The organism is Enterobacter wuhouensis (genome assembly GCF_035835995.1).
GTDB classification, from domain to species: Bacteria; Pseudomonadota; Gammaproteobacteria; order Enterobacterales; family Enterobacteriaceae; genus Enterobacter; species Enterobacter wuhouensis.
This window is the reverse complement of sequence record NZ_CP142124.1, coordinates 2909781-2932796: the sequence shown is the minus strand read 5'-3', so window position 1 is coordinate 2932796 and position 23016 is coordinate 2909781. Positions and strand designations below refer to the sequence as shown.

The following is a 23016-nucleotide window of genomic DNA, read 5'->3' as shown; positions in this document are numbered from 1 at the left end:
ACGAAGCGGTGAATGTTCGTTCGCCAGCTAACTGGCTAATTGATATCGCTATTACTTTGCGGGACCAGAACGTGGCCGCCCTGGTTGCCATAGGTGGAGAGAACCGTTTTTTGGATGGAGGACTGGCCAACCAGCTTTGCCAGTTCATCCATTCTGGCCTGCAGCAACGTTTTAACCTGGCTTTCGTTATCCAGGATCACGCGTAAGGTTGGACGAAGCTGCTCCTGCAACTGCACGGAAGGTTCAATTTCCTGCGTGAGGCGAGCCAGCGAGTGCACCGCGTTAACGTAATCGGTTTCACAGGTGATGAGATCATCCCAGAGCCCCTGACGAGCCAGGCGTAACATGAGCTGGCTCTGCTCAAGGAGTTGCTGGTAAAGGGTATAAAGTTGCGGTGCATTACTCATTAGACGGCGTCCTGAAACGGTTGTGGCGAACCGGCAACCTCCTTCCACCCGTCAGCGATATTGCGCAGCAAATTTTCCACCTCTTCGATGGCGCTGGCGTCGTTATTCACGTTGGCGTGCAGGAGGCGACGTACCATATAGGCATAGAGAGCGATCAAGTTTTGAGTAAGCTCATCGCCATTATTTTCTACCAGACCAACCTTCAGTCCGTTCTCGATAATGTTGATAGCTTTCGACAGCGCCAGCCCCTTTGCCGGGATATTGCCGTCCTGCAGGAACAGACGCGCGCGTACCAGCGCGCTGAGGGCTCCATCAAATAGCATGATAACCAGCTGCTGCTGGCTGGCGCTCATCACCGCGCTTTCGACTTCTATTTTTGCGTAGGCTTGCGTGCCTTTTGCGCCGTACATGTTATCCCCCTCGGGTCTGATTAGCGTTTACTACTTGCTGCTGGACGTATTTTCGAACTGCTGCGTCAGGTAGCTGCTGGTGTTATTCAGCGAGGTCATCAGTACGTCCAGCTGGGTAAACTGGGCTTTGTACTGCGCCACTCTTGCGTCTATACGTTCGCTCACGGCGTTGTATTGATCCGTTAGCTTGTTCAGCGTTTTGCTGACGCCATCTTTTGCCGCCTGGATGATCCCTTTACTGGAAAGCCAGTCGGTCAGGTTAGTGGCCATGGTGGTGGTGATGCCGGTGGTTTTACCGTCGCCCACAACCAGATCTTTCACTGCGGTCGGGTTATCCGTCAGCGCTTTTTTCAGCTTGGTGCTGTCCAGTTCCAGTTTTCCGGTACTTGGATCTGAGGTGATGCCTACCTGTGACAGCGTTTTGAAGGCGGTTCCGCCAACGGTGTTGCCCAGCATGGTTTTCAGCTGGGTCTGGATTGTACGCAGCGTGCTGTCACCCAGCAGGGCACCATTGCTGGAGTCCTGTGCATCCGTACCCGCATCGACTGCCGTATATTTGGTCAGAGATGCAAAGCTGTCCTGCAGCGTGTTGTAGGCATCCACCCAAGCCTTCATCGCCGTTTCGGCTTTAGACGTATCTTTGGTGATCGTCAGCGTCTGGTTGCCGCTGGTCACATCGTTCAGGTTCAGGGTGATATCTTCTAGCGCATCACTGATGGTGTTGCTGCTGTTCTCAATATCAACATTGTTGACCTTCAGCTGGGCGTTCTGCGCGGTGACGCTTTCGGTCATGCCGTTGCTTGCATCGGTGCTGGTGCCGTTGTAACCCATAAAGGATTGCAGGGCGCTGTCGCCGCTCACGCTGATGCTGACCGCGTTATCCGCACCGGTTTCGGTGGAGGTGACAGACAAACGATACTGACCGTTACCCACGTTAATAATACTGGCGGTGACGCCCGCATCGGCTTTGTTGATGGCATCACGAATGCCGGTCAGCGAGGAGTTTGCCGCGCTGATATCCACGGTCACTGGATCTTTACCGTTGCCGGGGGTAAAGGTAATTTTGCTGTCCGCCGTGGCAATGGCGGTTTTAGTATCCGCCTGGGTACTTTTGGTGGTCAGCGTTTGCGCCTGCGCCAGCTGTGTCACGCTGATCGTGTATTTACCCGCAATCGCGCTGCCGGTCGTGGTGGCGCTAAAGGCAGTGGTGCTGCTCGCCGTGCTGGTTGCCGTAAACAGGTCGGCTTTATTCAGCGCGGTGTTGGCAGTCTGAAACGCTTCCAGTGAACTCTTCAACGTGCCGTAAGCGCTAAGCTTGGCGGTATAAGATGTCTGTTGTTTGGAAATCGGCGTCAGCTGCGCTTTTTCGGCCGTGGTCAGACTATCCAGAATGTCTGCTAACTTAAGACCCGAACCAATCCCCAATGATGAAATACTTGCCATATTTATTCCTTAATCTATCGACACGTAGAACGAATAGTGGGGTTATCGGCTTTTATGGGGGAAAGTTTACGGTTAATTTCTTTTTTTTAATGGCGGGAATAACGGTAATAGAGAAGAGTATTTCCGTGGCTAAAAAAATTCTCGAGATCCTGAAAAAAAATCTAAAGGTTGTTTTGGACCAGACGATAACACCTTTGACGGCGATGAAGCCGAAGGGTGGAAACCCAAATCTAACCAAACAGATTTGATGAACAACAGGAAACGAAATCATGGCACAAGTCATTAATACCAACAGCCTCTCGCTGATCACTCAGAACAACATCAACAAGAACCAGTCTGCTCTGTCTTCTTCTATCGAGCGTCTGTCTTCTGGTCTGCGTATCAACAGCGCTAAAGATGACGCTGCGGGCCAGGCTATCGCTAACCGCTTCACTTCTAACATCAAAGGTCTGACTCAGGCTGCACGTAACGCAAACGACGGTATCTCTCTGGCGCAGACCACTGAAGGCGCACTGTCTGAAATCAACAACAACCTGCAGCGTGTTCGTGAACTGACCGTTCAGGCAACTACCGGTACTAACTCTGATTCTGACCTGTCTTCAATCCAGGACGAAATCAAATCCCGTCTGTCTGAAATCGACCGCGTATCTGGTCAGACTCAGTTCAACGGCGTGAACGTACTGGCTAAAGATGGCACCATGAAGATTCAGGTTGGTGCAAATGATGGTCAGACAATTTCCATCGATCTGCAAAAAATCGACTCTTCTACTCTCGGCCTGAACGGTTTCTCCGTCTCTAAAAATGCTCTCGAAACTGGCGAAGCGATCACTCAACTGCCGAACGGTGCTAATGCGCCAATCGCTGTTAAGATGGATGCGTCTGTTCTGACCGATCTTAACATTACTGATGCTTCAGCTGTTTCTCTGCACAACGTAACCAAAGGCGGTAATGCAACTTCTACCTATGTTGTTCAGTATGGGGATAAGAGCTACGCAGCTTCTGTTGCTCAGGATGGCACAGTCAAACTGAATAAAGCAGACGTTACATACAACGACAAGGCAAATGGTGTTGCTGACGCAACTCAGACTGGCAGCCTGGTTCAGGTCGGCGCTGATGCCAATAACAATGCAGTGGGCTTTGTAACTGTTCAAGGTAAAAATTACGTTGCAAATAACTCTTTAACAAATGCCAATGGTGCGGATGCAACGGCAGCAGCTACCTCTGTAACAATTGATGGCGCGGGTACTAACCAAGCTAAGATTGAACTCAGCCAAAATGGTGCTACTGCTGCAACAGCAGAATTTGCTGGCGCATCTACTAACGATCCACTGGCACTGCTGGACAAAGCTATCGCGTCCGTAGATAAATTCCGTTCTTCTCTGGGTGCGGTTCAGAACCGTCTGAGCTCTGCTGTAACCAACCTGAACAACACCACCACCAACCTGTCTGAAGCGCAGTCCCGTATTCAGGACGCCGACTATGCGACCGAAGTGTCAAATATGTCTAAAGCGCAGATCGTTCAGCAGGCCGGTAACTCCGTGCTGTCTAAAGCTAACCAGGTTCCTCAGCAGGTTCTGTCTCTGCTGCAGGGCTAATCGCCTGATTCGCTCAAACCCCGCTTCGGCGGGGTTTTTTTCTTCTTGTATTCATTCGTAACCCCCAAATAACCCCTCATTTCACCCACTATTCATCCAATTAAAACCCCTGCAGAATCGGATAATCATGCCGATAACTCAATTAACGCAGGGCTGTTTATCGTGAATTCACTCTATACCGCTGATGGTGTAATGGATAAACACTCGCTGTGGCAGCGTTATGTTCCGCTGGTGCGTCACGAAGCATTGCGCCTCCAGGTGCGTTTGCCGGCGAGTGTGGAACTGGACGATCTGCTACAGGCGGGCGGTATCGGGTTATTGAATGCAGTTGACCGATACGACGCTCTGCAAGGAACGGCATTTACTACTTACGCAGTTCAGCGTATTCGTGGTGCGATGCTGGACGAGCTGCGCAGCCGCGACTGGGTGCCGCGCAGCGTTCGCCGCAACGCGCGCGAAGTGGCGCATGCGATGGGGCAGCTGGAACAGGAGCTGGGACGCAACGCGACGGAAACCGAAGTGGCGGAACGTCTGGGCATTCCTGTTGAAGAGTATCGTCAGATGTTGCTCGATACCAATAACAGCCAACTCTTCTCTTATGACGAGTGGCGCGAAGAGCATGGCGATAGCATCGAGCTGGTGACGGATGAGCATCAGCAAGAAAACCCGTTACACCATTTACTGGAAGGTAATTTACGCCATCGCGTAATGGAAGCTATTGAAGCATTACCGGAACGTGAACAGCTGGTGTTAACCCTTTACTACCAGGAAGAGCTCAACCTCAAAGAGATTGGCGCTGTTCTGGAAGTGGGGGAGTCGCGGGTGAGCCAGCTGCACAGCCAGGCCATTAAACGCTTACGAACAAAGCTGGGTAAGTTATAGATGATTGATTCATCTGAAAAATGCCGCACAACGTATTGACAACCAGGAGTTATCATGACGGTGCAGCACGCTAAAAGACGGCCTTTAAGCCGCTACCTGAAAGACTTTAAACACAGCCAGACGCATTGCGCCCACTGTAACAAGTTACTTGACCGAATCACGTTGGTTCGCCGCGGCGAAATCGTAAATAAGATCGCGATTTCTCGTCTCGACACCCTGATGGATGAATCAGCCTGGCTCGAAGAGCAAAAAGAGTGGGTGGCGCTTTGTCGTTTCTGTGGCGATCTCCACTGCAAAGAGCAAAGCGACTTCTTCGACATTATCGGCTTCAAGCAGTTCCTGTTTGAACAGACCGAAATGAGCCACGGCACCGTGCGCGAATACGTGGTTCGCCTGCGCCGCCTGGGCCAGCATTTAACCGTGCACAACATTTCTCGCGATCTGCTGAGTACCGGCTATCTGGATGAAAATCTGGAGCCGTGGCTGCCGGCAACCAGCACCAACAACTACCGCATTGCGTTGCGCAAGTATGCGCAATATAAGGTGCAAATGCCCGGCGTGTTAAAGCAGAAAGTCCACGCTGAAACAACTTCTGATATATATTAAAAATGAATAAGATGTAGCGCAGTCGCCTTTGACGTTGCAGGCGATTTCACTACACTACTCAAAAATTCCACTGTATCGGGGTATTTATGAAATTAGCACTTCTGGGTCGTCAGGCGCTGATGGGTGTCATGGCCGTGGCGCTGGTTGCGGGCATGAGCGTGAAAACGTTCGCAGCAGAAAACCTGCTGAATAAAGTCAAAGAGCGCGGTACGCTGCTGGTTGGGCTGGAAGGAACCTATCCTCCGTTCAGCTTCCAGGGCGATGACGGAAAACTTACCGGTTTCGAAGTGGAATTTGCGGAAGAACTGGCGAAACATCTTGGGGTTAAAGCGTCCCTGAAGCCGACCAAGTGGGACGGTATGCTGGCGTCGCTGGATTCCAAACGTATCGACGTGGTGATCAATCAGGTAACTATTTCCGACGAGCGTAAGAAGAAATATGATTTCTCCACACCGTATACCGTGTCCGGTATTCAGGCGCTGGTGAAGAAAGGTAACGAAGGCAGCATCAAGTCCGCCGCCGATCTGAAAGGTAAAAAAGTCGGCGTGGGTCTGGGCACTAACTACGAAGAGTGGTTGCGCCAGAACGTACAGGGCGTGGATATCCGCACCTATGATGATGACCCGACGAAATATCAGGATCTGCGCGTGGGCCGTATCGACGCCATTCTGGTTGACCGCCTGGCGGCGCTGGATCTGGTGAAGAAAACCAACAATACCCTGGCCGTCGCCGGTGATGCCTTCTCCCGTCAGGAGTCTGGCGTAGCCGTTCGTAAAGGCAACGAAGACCTGGTGAAAGCCATCGATGCCGCCATCGCGGACATGCAGAAAGACGGTAGCCTGAAGGCGCTGTCCGAGAAGTGGTTCGGGGCAGACGTCACTAAATAAGTCTCTGACCGACAAAAAAAGGCGCTTTTAAAAGCGCCTTTTTTATTTCTGACGCGACAACGTGCATAATAAAAACATGCATAATTACAGTGTTACCGGAGAACCCATGTCCCTGCAAAATTTAACGCGCTTTCCCCGCCTCGAGTTTATCGGTGCCCCCACGCCGCTGGAGTACCTGCCGCGGTTTTCTGACTATCTGGGGCGCGATATTTTTATTAAGCGTGATGACGTGACGCCAATGGCGATGGGCGGCAACAAGCTGCGCAAGCTGGAATTCCTCGCCGCTGACGCGCTGCGCGAAGGGGCGGACACGCTGATCACCGCAGGGGCGATCCAGTCTAACCACGTGCGCCAGACGGCGGCGGTGGCGGCAAAGCTAGGGCTGCACTGCGTGGCGCTGCTGGAAAATCCAATTGGCACACGCGCAGAGAATTACCTCACTAACGGAAACCGTCTGCTGCTGGACCTGTTTAACGTGCAGGTCGAAATGGTCGATGCGCTAACCGACCCAGCCGCGCAGCTGAATGAGCTGGCCACCCGCCTGGAAGCGCAGGGCTTTCGCCCGTACGTTATTCCGGTTGGCGGATCGAACGCGCTGGGTGCGTTGGGGTATGTTGAAAGCGCGCTGGAAATCGCTCAGCAGTGCGAAGGCGCGGTGACGCTCTCTTCAGTCGTCGTTGCGTCCGGCAGCGCGGGAACGCACGCGGGGCTCGCCGTTGGCCTGGAACAGCTGATGCCGGACGTGGAGCTTATCGGCGTCACGGTGTCACGCAGCGTAGCGGATCAAAAACCAAAAGTCGTAACGCTGCAGCAGGCGGTGGCAGAGCAGCTTGAGGTCAACGCGAAGGCCGATATTCAGCTGTGGGATGATTACTTTGCGCCAGGCTACGGCACCCCCAACGATGAGGGGATGGAAGCGGTAAAATTGCTGGCGCGCCTGGAGGGCATCCTGCTCGATCCTGTGTATACCGGCAAAGCGATGGCCGGCCTTATCGACGGCATTGCGCAGAAGCGCTTTAAGGATGAAGGGCCAATTTTATTTGTACACACCGGCGGGGCACCCGCGCTGTTTGCCTACCATCCTAATGTCTAAAAATCAGGTCGAAAAATAATAATGCAAGAAAGTATTCAACTGGTTATTGATTCGCTGCCGTTCCTGCTCAAGGGGGCGGTGTTCACATTACAGCTCAGTATCGGCGGAATGTTCTTCGGCCTGGTGCTTGGGTTTGTGCTGGCCCTGATGCGCATGTCGCCCGTTTGGCCGGTGCGCTGGCTGGCGCGGGTGTATATCTCGGTGTTTCGCGGTACGCCGCTTATCGCCCAGCTGTTTATGATCTACTACGGCCTGCCGCAGTTCGGCATTGAGCTTGATCCTATTCCCGCGGCGATGATTGGCCTGTCGCTGAACACGGCGGCTTACACGTCGGAAACCCTGCGTGCGGCGATCTCCTCCATCGATAAAGGACAGTGGGAAGCCGCTGCCAGTATCGGGATGACGCCATGGCAAACCCTGCGCAGGGCTATCCTGCCGCAGGCGGCGCGCGTGGCCCTGCCGCCGCTGAGCAACAGCTTTATTAGCCTGGTAAAAGATACCTCGCTGGCGGCCACCATTCAGGTGCCGGAGCTTTTCCGTCAGGCGCAGCTCATTACCTCGCGCACGCTCGAAGTGTTTACGATGTATCTGGCGGCCTCACTCATCTACTGGGTCATGGCGACGGTACTGTCCGCGCTGCAAAACTACTTTGAAAACCAGCTTAACCGTCAGGAGCGTGATCCAAAATGAGTGCCATCGACGTTAAAAACCTGGTGAAAAAATTCCACGGGCAAACCGTTCTCCACGGGATCGATCTTGAAGTCGAGCAGGGCGAAGTGGTAGCGATTATCGGGCCGAGCGGTTCAGGGAAGACGACGCTGCTGCGCAGCATCAACCTGCTCGAACAGCCGGAGGGTGGAACGATTCGGGTGGGGGATATCGCCATTGATACCGCGAAATCCCTTAGCCAGCAGAAAGGATTAATTCGCCGTCTGCGCCAGCACGTGGGCTTTGTCTTCCAGAGTTTTAACCTGTTCCCGCACCGGACGGTGCTGGAGAACATTATTGAAGGTCCGGTTATCGTGAAGGGCGAGCCGAAGGACGAGGCCACAACCCGCGCGCGCGAACTGCTGGCAAAAGTGGGGCTTGCGGGCAAAGAGACCAGCTACCCGCGCCGGCTGTCCGGCGGGCAGCAGCAGCGTGTTGCCATCGCCCGCGCGCTGGCAATGCGTCCGGATGTGATCCTCTTTGATGAACCGACCTCCGCGCTCGACCCTGAGCTGGTGGGCGAGGTGTTAAACACGATCCGTCAGCTTGCGCAGGAAAAACGCACGATGGTTATCGTTACCCACGAAATGAGCTTTGCCCGCGACGTTGCGGACCGGGCCATTTTCATGGATCAGGGGCGTATAGTGGAGCAGGGGCCAGCCAAAGAGCTGTTTGCGAACCCGCAGCAGCCGCGTACTCGTCAATTCCTCGAAAAATTCCTCATGCAATAGCATTTTTGCACGCATTTGCTCCAGTTCTTTCTGCTGGAGCAAATTATTCTCCCCTCGGCCCTGTCCTTATGTTTTTTTATTCCGTACTGCTCGGATAAACCTTATTAAAATTGAAGTTAATTCCATATTTGCCGATATTTTATGGCTAGAAATAAGTTTTCTGTGTTAGGTTATATTCACCATAATAATGATTATCTTTATCAGGGGCTTCATTCAGTAAGTATGAGGGATTCAGACTTTTTTACCTGGCGACGGGAATGCGTCCTCCGGTTTCAGGGATTGACCTGTGCCGACGAGGTATATCAAGAACTCCAGCAACAAACACAGGCGCTTGAGTTTGATTATTTCTCGCTCTGCGTTCGCCACCCGGTGCCATTTACGCGCCCGCGCGTTTCCGTACATTCCAGTTATCCGCGCGAGTGGATGGCGCAATATCATTCAGAGAACTATTTCACCATCGACCCGGTGCTAAAACCGGAGAATTTCATTCAGGGGCATTTACCCTGGACAGATGAATTATTCACTGATGCCCCACAATTATGGGATGGCGCACGGGATCACGGTTTGCGTATGGGAATAACGCAGTGTTTGATGTTACCCAATCATGCGCTCGGGTTTCTGTCGGTGTCGCGTACTAGCGCGCGGGCTAATAGGTTGGGCAGTGAGGAAATTGAGCTGCGCTTGCAAATCCTGGTGCAAATGGCATTGGCGTCACTGCTTCGCTTTGAACATGAGATGGTCATGCCGCCTGAAATGAAGTTCAGCAAGCGCGAGCGGGAAATTCTGAAGTGGACGGCGGAAGGGAAGACTTCTGCTGAAATAGCCATCATTCTCTCTATTTCCGAGAATACGGTTAACTTCCATCAGAAAAATATGCAGAAGAAATTCAATGCGCCAAACAAGACGCAGATAGCCTGTTACGCTGCGGCCACCGGGCTTATTTGACAAGACAGGGCGTTCTGCGTGCCAGACGAGATAACGGCTGAATGCAATGCATCCAGCCGTTTTGTTTTACTGGCGGTAAGCCTGTTTAATTTGCTTAACGGTATTGGCAAATACTGCTGACTCGGCCTGGTCTTCCATCTGCGCGATTTGTTTTTCCATCTTTATGATCACACGACCAGCATCAGCCTGGCCCATAGCCTGCAACATAAGCGTTAGCAGTGACTTCAGGCAGTTTACTTCCTGCGCCAGCTCTTGGTTATTCTCCGCGGTGGCGAATTCAGGTGTGCTCATTTATTTTCCTCATTATTAAACAGCGCTCGAGCGCGACGATGAAAGTTAAGGCCGCGGAGTATACCACAAGCAACGTCAAAAAAATGCAGTGGTTGATTTATGTACTTTTCCGTTGATTGTTTATTTGCGTAAACACATGACAAGGGTAATCTGGCCGGGAGTTTATCGGCTGCTAATTGTTTTACGCCGGTTCGTTTGCCGTTAATTATTGTTACAAAAATTTAAGCACTGGTCTTTTGCATAAGCAATTACCTGGTTTTTTGTAACCTTTTGAATACAGGTGCTTAAAATTAGCCGCAAACGCACGGGTTCTGCGGGCCGACTTTCCACTATCTGTACAGGCTAATTTCCAAAAACGAGAGCGAAATCGTGTCGCGGGTTTTTTAACGTTTTAATCTTGCGGGGAAAACCGTTAATATAAACCCAATTAGCAGTCAGTAGCGTTATCCCTATTCTGGAGACATTTCCTTTGATCAACGTCCTTCTTGTTGATGACCACGAACTGGTGCGCGCAGGGATACGACGCATTCTTGAAGATATAAAAGGTATTAACGTTGCCGGTGAGGCCTGCTGTGGGGAAGATGCCGTTAAATGGTGCCGCACCCACTCGGCCGATGTTGTGTTGATGGATATGAACATGCCCGGTATCGGTGGGCTTGAGGCAACACGCAAAATCGCCCGCACCTTTGTTGATACTAAAGTCATCATGCTGACCGTGCATACCGAAAACCCATTGCCCGCTAAGGTGATGCAGGCTGGCGCTGCCGGCTACCTTAGCAAAGGTGCTGCACCCCAGGAGGTGGTTAACGCGATTCGCTCCGTTTTCTCCGGGCAGCGCTATATCGCTTCAGACATTGCTCAACAAATGGCGCTCAGCCAAATTGAACCTGAGAAAACGGAATCGCCGTTTGCCAGTTTGTCCGAGCGCGAGTTGCAGATTATGCTGATGATCACCAAAGGTCAGAAGGTGAATGAGATTTCTGAACAGCTGAATCTCAGCCCGAAAACGGTTAACAGCTACCGCTATCGTATGTTCAGTAAACTGAACATTCATGGTGACGTCGAGCTGACTCACCTGGCCATTCGTCATGGTCTGTGCAATGCGGAGTCGTTAGTAAATCAGTGAATGAAGCGTTCGATTCAAAAGCTTTTCTGAAAACCGTTACCAGCCAGCCAGGCGTCTACCGCATGTATGACGCTGGCGGTACGGTTATCTATGTGGGTAAGGCAAAAGATCTCAAAAAACGCCTGTCCAGCTATTTTCGCAGCAATCTGGCCTCGCGTAAGACTGAGGCGCTGGTTGCCCTTATTCAGAACATCGATGTCACCGTTACGCACACGGAGACGGAAGCGCTGCTGCTTGAGCACAACTATATAAAGTTGTATCAACCGCGCTACAACGTGCTGCTGCGCGACGATAAGTCCTATCCCTTTATCTTTCTGAGTGGCGATACGCATCCTCGACTCGCCATGCACCGTGGCGCAAAACATGCGAAGGGTGAATACTTCGGACCCTTTCCCAACGGTTATGCCGTGCGGGAAACGCTCGCGCTGCTGCAAAAAATCTTCCCGGTTCGACAGTGCGAAAACAGCGTCTACCGCAACCGTTCGCGTCCGTGTCTGCAGTACCAGATTGGTCGCTGCCTGGGGCCATGCGTCGCGGGGCTGGTGAGCGAAGAAGAGTACGCCCAGCAGGTGGAGTATGTACGCCTGTTTTTAGCCGGCAAAGACGACCAGGTGCTCACCCAGCTGATTGCCCGCATGGAAAAAGCGAGCGCTTCGCTGGAGTTTGAAGAGGCGGCGCGTATCCGCGATCAGATCCAGGCGGTGCGTAGGGTGACCGAGAAACAGTTCGTCTCGAATACCGGTGACGACCTTGACGTGATCGGTGTCTCTTTTGATTCCGGGCTGGCCTGCGTCCACGTGCTGTTTATTCGCCAGGGCAAGGTGCTCGGCAGCCGCAGCTATTTCCCGAAGGTGCCCGGCGGCACAGAGCTCGGAGAAGTGGTGGAGACCTTTGTTGGTCAGTTCTATCTGCAGGGGAGTCAAATGCGCACGCTGCCTTCTGAGATCCTGCTCGATTTTAACCTCGACGATAAAACGCTGCTGGCGGATTCGCTTTCCGAGCTGGCGGGCCGTCGGGTTAATGTTCAGACTAAGCCTCGCGGCGATCGCGCGCGTTATCTGAAGCTGGCGCGTACCAACGCGGCCACAGCGCTTACCACCAAACTCTCGCAGCAGTCGACGGTTCACCAGCGCTTAACCGCGCTCGCAGAGCTGCTCAAGCTGCCAGCGGTGAAACGCATGGAGTGCTTCGACATCAGCCACACGATGGGAGAGCAGACGGTAGCGTCATGCGTGGTATTTGATGCTAATGGGCCGCTGCGTGCTGAATATCGCCGCTATAATATTACCGGGATTACGCCGGGTGATGACTATGCGGCGATGAATCAGGTGCTGCGACGCCGCTATGGCAAGGCTATTGAAGAGAGCAAGATCCCTGACGTGATCCTTATCGATGGCGGGAAAGGGCAGCTCGGGCAGGCGAAGGCGGTATTTGAGTCGCTTGACGTTGAGTGGGATAAAAACCACCCGCTGCTGCTGGGGGTGGCAAAAGGCGCCGATCGTAAAGCCGGGCTGGAGACGCTGTTCTTCGAGCCAGAAGGTGAGGGGTTTAGTCTTCCGCCGGATTCGCCAGCCCTGCATGTTATCCAGCATATTCGCGATGAATCTCACGATCATGCGATCAGCGGGCACCGTAAAAAACGTGCGAAGGTCAAAAACACCAGCACGCTGGAGACTATAGAGGGCGTTGGTCCAAAACGTCGCCAGATGCTGCTGAAGTATATGGGCGGATTGCAAGGATTACTCAACGCCAGCATGGAGGAAATTGCAAAAGTGCCGGGTATTTCGCAAGGGCTGGCAGAAAAGATCTACTACTCGTTGAAACATTGAGGGCTCTGTAGCAACATAGAGCTAAATTTTACTGACAACAAACAGTTACCGTCATTATGCGATTTAATATCCCTACGTTGCTCACTCTTTTTCGCGTCGTGCTTATCCCGTTCTTTGTGCTGGCATTTTATCTGCCGGTTGTCTGGGCGCCGTTTGCCTGTGCGTTGATTTTCCTGGTCGCCGCCGTTACCGACTGGTTTGATGGCTATCTTGCGCGCCGCTGGAATCAAAGCACGCGCTTTGGTGCCTTCCTCGATCCTGTGGCGGACAAGGTGATGGTGGCTATCGCGATGGTGCTGGTGGCCGAGCATTATCACACCTGGTGGGTAACGCTGCCTGCGGCAACGATGATTGCCCGCGAGATCATTATTTCAGCCCTGCGTGAGTGGATGGCGGAGCTGGGTAAGCGCAGCAGCGTGGCGGTGTCCTGGATCGGCAAGGTGAAAACTACGGCACAGATGGCCTCTTTGGTGTGGATGCTGTGGCGTCCGAACGCATGGGTAGAGTGGGCGGGGATTGGCCTGCTGTGGGTTGCCGCAGTGCTGACCCTGTGGTCCATGCTGCAATATTTGAACGCTGCACGTGGAGATTTGCTTGAACAGTGATCGTTTCGCCGTAATTTTCAGCAAACGATCCGGGGATGCAAAAAATAACGTTGACTCATAACAGCATATCAGTAGAATGCAACGCATCGAACGGCGGCACGGTTAGCCGGACGACAATGAAATCAAGTGGTTAGACATTACTTGATATCATGCGGGAATAGCTCAGTTGGTAGAGCACGACCTTGCCAAGGTCGGGGTCGCGAGTTCGAGTCTCGTTTCCCGCTCCAAATTAAACGCATCGGCAGTTGCGGGTGCAGGTCGAAAGACAAAAGATTTAAGGCGCGTTAGCAAAGCGGTTATGTAGCGGATTGCAAATCCGTCTAGTCCGGTTCGACTCCGGAACGCGCCTCCACTTTCTTCCCTGGCCGGATGGTGGAATCGGTAGACACAAGGGATTTAAAATCCCTCGGCGTTCGCGCTGTGTGGGTTCAAGTCCCACTCCGGCTACCATGGGAAAAAAAGAATAATCAAAGCAATAAGCAGTGTCGTGAAACCACCGAAAGGTGGTTTTTTGTGCCTGTTTTTCACCAATCCTACGATGGTTTTTTATAAACGCATACCCCGCTAGCTTTTTGTTCTCCACAATTTTTTTATCCTGTCATCAATCGCTATCTGTCTGGTGTTCTTAATGCCGGAAAATGCCTCTTTCTCCTCCCGACTCCCTTCCAGATCTACAATGCCCTTTTACTTTCAGGTTGTGGGAAGTGAAATCATTCGATAGGTGAGAGAGCTTTCATGGCTGCGAGTTAATCCTCGTGCCATCGCGCGCTACTACGCAATCGCGGACAATAGCCGCAGGATTTTAAGTTCAAACAATATTGCTATATGTGCGTTTCAGCGCTTGTGCGTCATCTTTATGAGTTAAAAGTTACCAAAATAAAGTAATGGTATTAAGAGGTAGATTCTTTCACTGTGCTAGGTGAGTACTACTTCATGTGAACCAAGAACTTTGTTAGCCGACCCGGTAATAAGCTCAGCGGGACTGACCTATGTAGATTCTGACGGTGCTTACTGAAGTGCAGAAAACTACTGATTCACTTAGCCACGCACCTCAACTTCTTGGGGACGTTATGCCTTAAAATCCATTGATTCATCAGGGGACAATACAGGACGACAGGTTCAATCTCCCTCACAATTATGGAATCTAGCATTGTTAAAAGGGTTTTTAACAATACAGTGAGAAGTTTCTATCCTAACCTTTACAGCTCGTGGGGTTAACAAGACGGGTTTATGTTGATTATTGCATCATTAAGCAACCATATAGTAGCCACGAGAATTGACCAGACTGGTTGAGGTGGAAAGGATTTCTAAGCTGATTAGCAATGAGACCGCAGTGCAAATATTTTCAGATTAGTTGTTTCTGATTCTTGCCATTGTATTGGAGGTATTGACAGCGTTTTAACTTGCAATATTGAAGAGAACTGGTTTATGCATATAACGGAAATCGGGAAATCGGGAAACATATTTTAAAAAAAGCGCCCTGGAGAGGGCGCTTGATTATTTTTTATCCACATAACCTTTTCTTAAATTGATGAAAGGTTTTTCTATAAGCGTGAAAGTTATTATAGATACCATGATTATGGCTGGCATTATAATAAACGCTGTCGTTATTACTGGGTTAAAATCTTTTATGTACGCACCTAAATTCTGTTGAATAAATCTACCAACTGGTATGTGCATTAAATACATTGAGAAACTCAATGCACCAAGATAAGAAAGACAACTATCTAAAATGGGTACTATTTTAAGAGGTAGCATAATATATGAGTAAGCTACAAATGCCCATAAAACAGCCTCAATAGTTAAACTAAAATTAAATATTATAAAGGGACTTTTTCCTGAAACTGTATACATTGATATAGCAATAACAGAGACAATTAACATTGCAAAAGAGGGTAATAGCATCCGTTTTTTTGATTTTTGAGATAAATAAATATGCCCGGTTATTATTCCAATTAAAAATTGGTCAAGCCTGCCGACAAGAGATTTGTATAACTCGTGGTACGTTGAATCGCCGTAAGAATTTACAATCATGAATTTTATAAAAATTATCATGGCGAGCATGTTGAATGCATATTTGATTCCATATCTACCGATAAATAAAGCGATGAATGGGAATATTAAATAGAATTGAAATTCAACTGCAAGTGTCCACATTGGCACTAATATAGGTTCTTTACCCATCCATTCATTTGCCGAAAAGCCAGTGTTGAATTGTAGTAAGACCAGTCTAAGAATGTCTGCGATACTAACCATCGAACCATGGATAGTCATAGCGATAAAGAAAACAAATATAACTAGCGGGAATATCCTCAGGATCCTGTTTGTGATGAATTGTTTATATTCAACTTTATTTCTTCCTGCATCTGTTATTACACAGAAGATAAAGCCAGAGAGAACAAGAAAAAGGCTTACCCCTGTTGCTCCTGAGTTAATCCATTGGTATAAGAACCAGGAAATACCATTACCATTTGGATCGAAAGAGGGTATGTTCCCTCTGAAATGGAGAAACGCAACAAGTGAAGCCGCAACAAACCTTAGATGATCTAATCTTGAAAGGTAACCTAAGTTTTTTTTTTGCACATTAAGCTCTTAATTTTAGGGTGGAAATTTTTATTCTACCATTATAGACACAATTTTTCACAACTAGTAGATAGTCGTATTTTCAACTACCAGTCATTTTAGCCTTGAGGAGCAAAACTAATTTCCCTTTGGTAGCCAGTTATGATGATGAAAAGGCTCTCAGACGAGGATGCAGGGCTGTCGTACAGCACATCTTATGGCAGCTTTGATAACTACCTACCATAGCTTCTTGATGCGTTGAGCCAAGCAATGTGGCTGCTATAGAGGTGCTTGGGGGCCTCTTATCGGGTCTACTGACCAACCTGCTTCATCTCTCTTAGAAAACAATGATGGCAAGCTTGAAGGGAGTTGGAAAATGCATACCACCAAAACTAAGCTCAGAGCAGCAGTTCTGGGGCTGATCCTAAATCCTCGTTCACTTCCTGAATGGGGGAGAAGGCAACAGCCTGACTACCATCTAAAGATGGTAGCGGCAGTAAGACGATTTATCGTGGTGGAAAACGGTGTATGGTAAACCGGCGGTGCGTGTCGTGATGTTGACGCTGGTGAATTGCGACCAAATCTAAGCTATTTAAAGTAAAACATTGCTGGTACACACAGTGAATGCAAAATCAAGGTTCCACTGACCGAACTGCAAAAGCCTGGATTGCTTTATTCTGCCTGTACCACTTTGGACTTTGAGACTAATTCTCGTCTATGTACTAAAAGCACATCAATTCCAGTAACATTTAACGTACATGTGAAGTGATTCGATGATGGAATAAGGGGGATGGAGGAAACTCCTGCCCGATTAAAGTTCAGAAGAGCGACTGCTATGGTCAGAATGAGCGGTGTGTATAGGAGAGCATTTTTTAAATAATGAAAAAATAGCTGAATATTCCTGAAGCCTCAATTTTCTGAAGGATACCGATACCGAAGAATCCCTAGTTACATCCGGGGATATTCTCCACCGAGAAATAACCCATAATTTTCCTGTTACTTCACATGTTGCTCGTGGGCTGATCGACTACGCGTACCGTTTAGTTCATGGTGCCATGCATGCCGATTTTAACAGACCGGGTCCAACAAATGAAAGTTCCATTGCAACTGGCTCAATGATATATTGTCAGACCGTTCTACTTATCAAGTCGCTGTAGGCAGTCAATGAGAAGGTTGGCAATATTTTGGTTAGCATATGGCGGATGGAAAGTGATCGAAAACGGCGGTTTTTATTATCCTCTTTTCGGACGGCTTATGGTAATAATCTTAAATTCTTGTACTATATTGGGTAAATAGTTATGAGTATTTTGAGCGGCATTATATTTTCTTGATTTTAGCTACCTATTCAAAATCCCGCAGCGTTCACGCTGTGTGTTTTAGATCTCACTCCAACTCCCATGGGAAATAAAGAATAATCAGTGTTGTAAAACCACCAAAAGGTGGTTTTTTGTGCCCGGTATTTAACAGTTAAACCCCACGCAAATACGCCTTCCTTACCTCCTGGTTCCCCAGCAGCTCTTCGCCGCTGCCGCTCATACGAATGTGCCCATTGACCATCACATATCCACGGTCGGCAAGTTTTAGTGCGTGATGCGCGTTTTGCTCTACCAGGAAAATGGTCATGCCGTTGCGCGCCAGCTCGCGCAGGGTCTGAAAAATCTGTTTAACCACAATCGGTGCCAGACCCAGGCTGGGTTCATCCAGCAACAGAAGCTTAGGGCGGCTCATCAGCGCCCGGGCGATAGCCAGCATCTGCTGCTCGCCCCCCGACATGGTCATGGCGCGCTGTTTGCGGCGCTCCTTGAGGCGAGGGAAGAGGTCGAACATATTCTGCATATCCCCGGCGGCAAACTGATTACCAATCGGGATGGTGCCCATAAGCAAGTTCTCCTCAACCGTCATATCCGGGAATATCCGCCGTCCTTCAGGCGCCTGGGCGATACCGCCCGAGGCCACGTAGTGGGTGGATTTGTGGCTGATATCGCTCCCGCAAAAAAGGATCTGCCCGCTACGGATGCGCGGCTGGCCAAAAATTGACATCAGCAATGTCGATTTCCCCGCGCCGTTAGCCCCAATCAGGGCGACAGTTTCACCTTTATTCACCTCAAGAGAGACCTGCTTAAGCGCCTGAATAACGCCGTAGAACACGTCTACCTCGCGAAATGCCAGCATGGGTTCACTCACAGGCTGACCTCGCTTTCATCCGTGCCCAGGTAGGCTGCAATAACCTTCTCATCATGCTGGATCGCCGCCGGTTTCCCCTGCGCAATGACGTCCCCGTGATCGAGCACGATAATGTTGTCCGAAATATCCATCACCATCCCCATATCGTGCTCAATCAGTAACACCGTGATCTCATGGCGATCGCGCAGAAAGCGGATAATGCTGCTTAACCTGTGCGTTTCAACCGGGTTCAGGCCCGCGGCTGGTTCATCGAGACAGATCATCTCCGGTCCGGTACACATGGCGCGCGCGATTTCCAGCCGCCGCTGTTGCCCGTAAGACATCTCGCCCGCCAGACGATTGGCGCAATCCACTAAATCAACCACTTCCAGCCAGTAGAAAGCGCTGTCCAGCGCGTCGCTTTCTGCCCGCCGGTAAGCAGGCGTGTTCAGCACGCCGGCAAGCAGATTGCGATTCACGCGCATATGCTGTGCGACCAGCAGGTTCTCCACGACCGACATCTCCCGAAACAGCCGGATATTCTGGAAGGTGCGCGCGAGACCGGCGCGGTTAACCAGGTGGGTGCCGCCGAACATTTTGTAGAAAATACGTTGCCCAAGCTGCGCCGGATTTATCCAGTCGCCCGGCTGAAATTTTTGCCCAAGCACCTGTATAACGTTGGTCGTTTTACTGCGCGTGTTGAAAAGTATGCTGCCGCGTGAAGCCTTATAGAATCCGGTCAGGCAGTTGAACACCGTCGTTTTCCCCGCGCCGTTTGGGCCGATCAGCGCGGTAATCGATCCGCGCTGCACGCTTAGGTTAACGTCGTTTAACGCCCTGATGCCGCCAAAGTGCATCATCAGGTGCTCCACGCTTAAAATTGTTCCATTCATGGCGCTACCCCCTTGCGCACGCCGAAGCCGCTCCGGTTAATGCGGATTAGCCCGCGCGGACGCCAGATCATCATCACCACCATCAGCATGCCAAATAACAAAACCCGGTACTCCGCAAAGCTGCGCAGCAGCTCCGGCGTGACGGTAAGTACAAAGGCGGCCAGCACCACCCCAAGCGTCGACCCCATCCCGCCCAGCACCACGATGGCCAGAATCAGCGCAGACTCGAAAAAGGTGAAGGAGGTGGGATTAACAAACCCCTGATAGGTCGCGAAGAACACGCCTGCAATCCCCGCGGTTGATGCCCCGAGCGTAAAGGCTGAGAGCTTAACCAGAACATGGTTTAACCCCATTGAGCGGCAGGCGATTTCATCTTCCCGCAGCGCTTCCCATGCCCGACCAATCGGCATTCTCGTCAGGCGATGCTTGATGTAGAGCACCAGCATGACCACAAGAAACAGCACCGCGTAGATAAAGATAAACTTCATGTTCGGGTTGTAGGTCAGGTGGAAGAACTCATGGAACGGAACGCCGCCCTCCCTGGCGCGGCGACCAAATTCCAGGCCGAAAAAGGTTGGAGGAGGGGCCGACACCCCGTTTGGTCCGCCGGTGAATGTCAGCCAGTTGTTTAAGACCAGGCGGATAATCTCCCCAAAGCCGAGCGTGACGATGGCCAGATAGTCACCGTGCATGCGCAGCACGGGGAAGCCGAGCAGCGCGCCCGCGGCAGCGGCCATGATGGCGGCGAGGGGGAGCATGCTCCAGAAGCCCAGCCCCAGATACTGATATCCAAGCGCCAGACCGTATGCGCCAATGGCATAAAAGGCGACATAGCCCAGATCCAGTAGTCCCGCCAGCCCGACGACGATGTTGAGCCCGAGACCAAGCAGAACGTAAATCATCCCCAGAATCGCCACCGTCAGGACATATTTTGTGGCCACAAACGGAAAGCAGACGGCCAGGGCAATCACCAGAGGAATAATCCAGCGCATACGGCTCTTATAGTCCGGCGGGCGGACGTAAACGCCCGCGCTGTCGGCTTCAAATCGCGCCTGGAATCGCGCGCCGACAGCCGTGCCTAAAAATGCACTCAGCACGAAACGCCCCAGCATGACGATGCCTATTATCCAGGCCAGCCGCTGGCCTTCAAAGTTAAAGCTGTATCCGTCCAGCACAACGCCCGCAATTGGGCCAAATACGATCAGCGCAATCAGCCCTGAAAAAATCGCGTCCAGCGTGCAGCGCTTAAGGGAAAATCCGTCAGTCGTCATCGTCGTCACCCTCACACCTTCGCCACGACAGGACGGCCCAGCAGCCCCTGAGGTCTGAAAATCAGGATCAACACCAGTAGCCCGAATGAGAACACGTCTTTGTAGTCTGAATTTACCATGCCGGAAAATTGCGCTTCGGCTATTCCCAGAATTAACCCGCCGAGCATCGCGCCCGGCAGAGAGCCAATGCCGCCAAGCACCGCTGCGGTAAACGCCTTAATGCCAATGACAAACCCAACGTAAAAATCAAAGGTGCCGTAGTTCATGGTGATCAGCACGCCCGCCAGCCCGGCCATCGCCGCGCCGATCACAAAGACCAGCGAAATAATTCTGTCGGTATTGATCCCCAGAATGGAGGCCATTTTGCGATCCTGCTGCACCGCACGACACATCCGCCCAAGTCGGGTGCGGCTGATTATCCAGGTCAGAATCAACATGCCCGCGAACGATGCAATCAGAATGAAGATTTTGGTGTAGGTAATTTGGACAAACCCCTCGCCCAGATGCACGCGCAGCACGCCATCCAGCAGGGTGGGAACCCCTTGCTGACGCGGCCCCTGACTAAGCTGGGCGTAGTTTTGCAGGATGAGCGACATGCCAATGGCAGAGATCAGCGGTGCCAGACGCGTGGAGTTGCGCAGGGGCTTATAGGCAATACGCTCGATGGTCCAGCCGTACACGCCCGTCACGACGATCGTGAAAACCAGGGTGCCGAGGATCAGCAGAGGAAACGACTGCAGGCCAAAAAAGGACAGCAGCGCCAGGCCAATGGCGCAGAGATAGGCCGAAATCATATACACTTCGCCGTGGGCAAAGTTGATCATGCCAATGATGCCGTAGACCATGGTATAGCCGATGGCGATCAACCCGTACACCGAACCCAGCGTTAATCCATTGATTAACTGTTGCAGGAAGAATGTGCTCATCTTAGCGCGCTCTTTATAGAGGCCACGCGGCGCGCGCAGCCTGATGTGTCGTGAGCGTCGGCAGAATAGCCCGCCGACGTTGAGCGTGACTCCGTCCCGTTACTGCACTTCCTTATATTTTCCTTGGTCATCCCACTGGTAAACCACGTAGTCAGACACTTTCAGATCGCCTTTGCTGTCCCAGGCCTTTTTACCCATCACCGTATCCACGGAATTGGCTTTCAGCCATTCGCTGGCTTTCGCTGAATCTTTGCCTCCGGTGGCTTTGAACGCCGCGGCTATGGCCTGTACGGAGGCATAGGAGTAGAGGGTGTAACCTTCAGGTTCGAATTTACCGGCGCGGAACTTCTCAATTACGGCTTTACCGTCCGGGATCAGGCGCGGATCTTTACCGAAGGTCATATAAATGCCGTTGGTGTATTGTGGCCCGCCGGCCGCGGTAACCATCTCCTCGTTGACGATGCAGTCCCCGGAGAAGAACTTCGCCTGCACGCCCTGCTCACGCATCTGGCGAACCAGCGGACCGGCTTCCGGGTGACAGCCGCCAAAGAACACCACGTCGGGCTTTTGCGCACCGATTTTGGTCACCAGCGCGTTAAAGTCTTTTTCACCGCGCGATAACCCTTCATACATCACGTCCTGCACGCCGCGCTTCGCCAGCGCCGCTTTGGTGGCGTCGGCCAGGCCCTGACCGTAGGTGTCTTTATCGTGAATAATCACCACGCGTTTGGCCTTGAGCTTATCGATGATGAAGTCGCTGGCGACCTGACCCTGCTGGTCATCGCGACCGCACATGCGGAACATATCGCTCATGCCGCGTTCGGTGATGAGCGGGTTGGTTGAGCCAGGCGTGATGGCCAGAATGCCCGCGTCGCTATACACCTCGGAGGCGGGCATGGTGGAGGAGGAGCAGAAGTGGCCCACCACCGCGTTCACCTTGTCCTGATCGACTAAACGGTTGGCGACCGCAACGGCCTGTTTGGGCTCGCAGGCGTCATCCCCCTGAACCAGCTTAATCTTCTCACCGCCGATCCCGCCTGCGGCGTTAATGTCTTCTGCTGCCTGTGTTGCACCGTGCCAGTACTGATCGCCATAGGTCGCATTGGGGCCGGTAAACGGTCCGGCCACGCCGATGACAATATCTGCCCGAGCGGAAAATGCCGTCACCAGACATCCGGCCAGCACGAGAGAGAGGGGACTTTTGATAAATTTCAGCGACATTATTATGTTCCTTAGCAAAGAGGTTTTTGCACCAGGGTGTAAACCCGAACGCCCGGCGGCGCAGCCAATCCGAAAATAAAACGGAGAACAAAATGCACTAAACGAACGAGATCCAGACAGCATCCTACTTAATACGGCGAGGTTTCCTTGCGCCTGACGCGCGCAGAACATTAAGCAAAATTGTTGCCAGAATGGTTAACCCGCTGACGGGGTTGCGACATGTTTGAGTATAGAGTGCCGTTTTATGCCGCCTTGCGGGATGAAGTGAAATTACAGTGCAGATCACATCTCGTTAACAACAAAGCCCATAAGTTGTGCAACGGTCACGAATTGCACGTTTATGCAGCAATAAAGACCTAAACTTCAGATAGGCACGGGCGGTGATATATGCCAGGATCTTTTCCTTTTGATCAGGAGTATCA

General features: G+C 51.5%; 22 protein-coding genes and 3 tRNA genes. 14 read left to right on the top strand and 11 right to left on the bottom strand.

Translation table 11 applies throughout. From position 1 onward, the window contains the following. Window positions 1–35 precede the first annotated feature (35 nt). From fliT to fliD, 3 genes are read right to left on the bottom strand one after another with little or no spacing between them, the layout of a single operon-like run. Entirely contained in the window at window positions 36–407 is a 372-nt protein-coding gene (gene fliT, locus VPX56_RS14125) for a flagella biosynthesis regulatory protein FliT (protein WP_131632196.1), read from the bottom strand. Next, window positions 407–817 carry a flagellar export chaperone FliS gene (fliS, locus tag VPX56_RS14120; RefSeq protein ID WP_131632197.1) on the bottom strand — a complete coding sequence of 137 codons (411 nt, stop codon included), beginning with the start codon at window positions 815–817 and terminating at the stop codon, window positions 407–409. Before fliS ends, fliT begins: the two co-directional genes overlap by 1 nt. A gap of 30 nt (window positions 818–847) precedes the next feature. Then, entirely contained in the window at window positions 848–2260 is a 1413-nt protein-coding gene (gene fliD, locus VPX56_RS14115; protein ID WP_326467097.1) for a flagellar filament capping protein FliD, read from the bottom strand. 269 nt (window positions 2261–2529) lie between these two features. Between fliD and VPX56_RS14110 the strand changes: the two genes are divergently transcribed. The 8 genes from VPX56_RS14110 (at window position 2530) to sdiA (ending at window position 9707) form a co-directional block, all read left to right on the top strand. Next, window positions 2530–3855 (top strand): FliC/FljB family flagellin, encoded by a 1326-nt coding sequence (locus VPX56_RS14110; protein ID WP_326467095.1) that lies wholly within the window; start codon window positions 2530–2532, stop codon window positions 3853–3855. 162 nt (window positions 3856–4017) lie between these two features. Next, complete coding sequence (locus tag VPX56_RS14105) at window positions 4018–4737, top strand: RNA polymerase sigma factor FliA (protein WP_131632200.1); 720 nt, start codon at window positions 4018–4020, stop codon at window positions 4735–4737. Window positions 4738–4791: 54 nt separating this feature from the next. Continuing rightward, window positions 4792–5343: a flagella biosynthesis regulatory protein FliZ gene (gene fliZ, locus VPX56_RS14100; RefSeq protein WP_131632201.1), complete on the top strand. Its 552-nt coding sequence runs from the start codon at window positions 4792–4794 to the stop codon at window positions 5341–5343. Window positions 5344–5429: 86 nt separating this feature from the next. Beyond that, complete coding sequence (tcyJ, locus tag VPX56_RS14095; protein ID WP_119915941.1) at window positions 5430–6230, top strand: cystine ABC transporter substrate-binding protein; 801 nt, start codon at window positions 5430–5432, stop codon at window positions 6228–6230. Between the two features lie 106 nt (window positions 6231–6336). Beyond that, a complete protein-coding gene (gene dcyD / locus VPX56_RS14090; protein ID WP_326467088.1) occupies window positions 6337–7323 on the top strand; it encodes a D-cysteine desulfhydrase in 987 nt (328 codons plus the stop codon). Window positions 7324–7344: 21 nt separating this feature from the next. Continuing rightward, complete coding sequence (gene tcyL / locus VPX56_RS14085; RefSeq protein ID WP_263610168.1) at window positions 7345–8013, top strand: cystine ABC transporter permease; 669 nt, start codon at window positions 7345–7347, stop codon at window positions 8011–8013. Beyond that, complete coding sequence (gene tcyN / locus VPX56_RS14080; RefSeq protein WP_131632205.1) at window positions 8010–8762, top strand: L-cystine ABC transporter ATP-binding protein TcyN; 753 nt, start codon at window positions 8010–8012, stop codon at window positions 8760–8762. The genes tcyL and tcyN overlap by 4 nt, the downstream gene beginning before the upstream one ends. Window positions 8763–8984: 222 nt before the next feature. Beyond that, the gene (sdiA, locus tag VPX56_RS14075) at window positions 8985–9707 is read left to right on the top strand and encodes a quorum-sensing transcriptional regulator SdiA (protein ID WP_131632796.1); all 723 of its coding nucleotides are present in this window, start codon (window positions 8985–8987) and stop codon (window positions 9705–9707) included. A 66-nt stretch (window positions 9708–9773) separates the two neighbouring features. Here sdiA and VPX56_RS14070 read toward each other — a convergent pair whose 3' ends face one another. Together VPX56_RS14070 and VPX56_RS23080 are read right to left on the bottom strand one after the other, a co-directional pair. Further along, the gene (locus VPX56_RS14070; RefSeq protein WP_003859644.1) at window positions 9774–9998 is read right to left on the bottom strand and encodes a DUF2594 family protein; all 225 of its coding nucleotides are present in this window, start codon (window positions 9996–9998) and stop codon (window positions 9774–9776) included. Then, window positions 9985–10065: a hypothetical protein gene (locus tag VPX56_RS23080; protein WP_427854499.1), complete on the bottom strand. Its 81-nt coding sequence runs from the start codon at window positions 10063–10065 to the stop codon at window positions 9985–9987. Before VPX56_RS23080 ends, VPX56_RS14070 begins: the two co-directional genes overlap by 14 nt. A 402-nt stretch (window positions 10066–10467) precedes the next feature. Between VPX56_RS23080 and uvrY the strand changes: the two genes are divergently transcribed. The 6 genes from uvrY (at window position 10468) to VPX56_RS14040 (ending at window position 14008) form a co-directional block, all read left to right on the top strand. After that, the gene (gene uvrY, locus VPX56_RS14065) at window positions 10468–11124 is read left to right on the top strand and encodes a UvrY/SirA/GacA family response regulator transcription factor (protein WP_131632206.1); all 657 of its coding nucleotides are present in this window, start codon (window positions 10468–10470) and stop codon (window positions 11122–11124) included. Next, the gene (uvrC, locus tag VPX56_RS14060) at window positions 11121–12953 is read left to right on the top strand and encodes an excinuclease ABC subunit UvrC (protein ID WP_326467083.1); all 1833 of its coding nucleotides are present in this window, start codon (window positions 11121–11123) and stop codon (window positions 12951–12953) included. Before uvrY ends, uvrC begins: the two co-directional genes overlap by 4 nt. Window positions 12954–13009: 56 nt before the next feature. Next, window positions 13010–13558 (top strand): CDP-diacylglycerol--glycerol-3-phosphate 3-phosphatidyltransferase, encoded by a 549-nt coding sequence (gene pgsA, locus VPX56_RS14055; protein WP_131632208.1) that lies wholly within the window; start codon window positions 13010–13012, stop codon window positions 13556–13558. A 151-nt stretch (window positions 13559–13709) separates the two neighbouring features. Next, window positions 13710–13785: transfer RNA gene (locus VPX56_RS14050), tRNA-Gly, on the top strand. A gap of 51 nt (window positions 13786–13836) precedes the next feature. Beyond that, window positions 13837–13910, top strand: a tRNA-Cys gene (locus VPX56_RS14045). A gap of 11 nt (window positions 13911–13921) precedes the next feature. After that, a tRNA-Leu gene (locus VPX56_RS14040) sits at window positions 13922–14008 on the top strand. A gap of 1047 nt (window positions 14009–15055) precedes the next feature. On the opposite strand, the gene VPX56_RS14035 is transcribed toward VPX56_RS14040, so the two are convergent. The 6 genes from VPX56_RS14035 to VPX56_RS14010 all read right to left on the bottom strand — a co-directional run bounded on the left by VPX56_RS14035 (window position 15056) and on the right by VPX56_RS14010 (window position 22594). Further along, a complete protein-coding gene (locus VPX56_RS14035) occupies window positions 15056–16141 on the bottom strand; it encodes an acyltransferase family protein (protein WP_326467079.1) in 1086 nt (361 codons plus the stop codon). A gap of 1446 nt (window positions 16142–17587) precedes the next feature. After that, entirely contained in the window at window positions 17588–18304 is a 717-nt protein-coding gene (locus VPX56_RS14030; protein WP_326467077.1) for an ABC transporter ATP-binding protein, read from the bottom strand. Continuing rightward, window positions 18301–19176 carry an ABC transporter ATP-binding protein gene (locus VPX56_RS14025; RefSeq protein ID WP_326467075.1) on the bottom strand — a complete coding sequence of 292 codons (876 nt, stop codon included), beginning with the start codon at window positions 19174–19176 and terminating at the stop codon, window positions 18301–18303. Before VPX56_RS14025 ends, VPX56_RS14030 begins: the two co-directional genes overlap by 4 nt. Then, window positions 19173–20447 (bottom strand): high-affinity branched-chain amino acid ABC transporter permease LivM, encoded by a 1275-nt coding sequence (gene livM / locus VPX56_RS14020; protein WP_131632212.1) that lies wholly within the window; start codon window positions 20445–20447, stop codon window positions 19173–19175. The genes VPX56_RS14025 and livM overlap by 4 nt, the downstream gene beginning before the upstream one ends. 11 nt (window positions 20448–20458) lie before the next feature. Continuing rightward, entirely contained in the window at window positions 20459–21373 is a 915-nt protein-coding gene (locus VPX56_RS14015) for an ABC transporter permease subunit (RefSeq protein ID WP_263610163.1), read from the bottom strand. A 99-nt stretch (window positions 21374–21472) separates the two neighbouring features. After that, complete coding sequence (locus VPX56_RS14010; protein WP_131632214.1) at window positions 21473–22594, bottom strand: branched-chain amino acid ABC transporter substrate-binding protein; 1122 nt, start codon at window positions 22592–22594, stop codon at window positions 21473–21475. Window positions 22595–23016 lie beyond the last annotated feature (422 nt).

What these genes read in the sequence shown, in the direction of transcription:
- VPX56_RS14015 (WP_263610163.1), bottom strand. Translation starts at nt 21,373, where the DNA reads ATGAGCACATTCTTCCTGCAACAGTTAATCAATGGATTAACGCTGGGT.
- dcyD (WP_326467088.1), top strand. Translation starts at nt 6,337, where the DNA reads ATGTCCCTGCAAAATTTAACGCGCTTTCCCCGCCTCGAGTTTATCGGT.
- tcyN (WP_131632205.1), top strand. Translation starts at nt 8,010, where the DNA reads ATGAGTGCCATCGACGTTAAAAACCTGGTGAAAAAATTCCACGGGCAA.
- VPX56_RS14070 (WP_003859644.1), bottom strand. Translation starts at nt 9,998, where the DNA reads ATGAGCACACCTGAATTCGCCACCGCGGAGAATAACCAAGAGCTGGCG.
- tcyL (WP_263610168.1), top strand. Translation starts at nt 7,345, where the DNA reads ATGCAAGAAAGTATTCAACTGGTTATTGATTCGCTGCCGTTCCTGCTC.
- VPX56_RS14025 (WP_326467075.1), bottom strand. Translation starts at nt 19,176, where the DNA reads ATGAATGGAACAATTTTAAGCGTGGAGCACCTGATGATGCACTTTGGC.
- livM (WP_131632212.1), bottom strand. Translation starts at nt 20,447, where the DNA reads ATGACGACTGACGGATTTTCCCTTAAGCGCTGCACGCTGGACGCGATT.
- pgsA (WP_131632208.1), top strand. Translation starts at nt 13,010, where the DNA reads ATGCGATTTAATATCCCTACGTTGCTCACTCTTTTTCGCGTCGTGCTT.
- fliD (WP_326467097.1), bottom strand. Translation starts at nt 2,260, where the DNA reads ATGGCAAGTATTTCATCATTGGGGATTGGTTCGGGTCTTAAGTTAGCA.
- VPX56_RS14110 (WP_326467095.1), top strand. Translation starts at nt 2,530, where the DNA reads ATGGCACAAGTCATTAATACCAACAGCCTCTCGCTGATCACTCAGAAC.
- tcyJ (WP_119915941.1), top strand. Translation starts at nt 5,430, where the DNA reads ATGAAATTAGCACTTCTGGGTCGTCAGGCGCTGATGGGTGTCATGGCC.
- VPX56_RS14010 (WP_131632214.1), bottom strand. Translation starts at nt 22,594, where the DNA reads ATGTCGCTGAAATTTATCAAAAGTCCCCTCTCTCTCGTGCTGGCCGGA.
- fliT (WP_131632196.1), bottom strand. Translation starts at nt 407, where the DNA reads ATGAGTAATGCACCGCAACTTTATACCCTTTACCAGCAACTCCTTGAG.
- fliS (WP_131632197.1), bottom strand. Translation starts at nt 817, where the DNA reads ATGTACGGCGCAAAAGGCACGCAAGCCTACGCAAAAATAGAAGTCGAA.
- sdiA (WP_131632796.1), top strand. Translation starts at nt 8,985, where the DNA reads ATGAGGGATTCAGACTTTTTTACCTGGCGACGGGAATGCGTCCTCCGG.
- fliZ (WP_131632201.1), top strand. Translation starts at nt 4,792, where the DNA reads ATGACGGTGCAGCACGCTAAAAGACGGCCTTTAAGCCGCTACCTGAAA.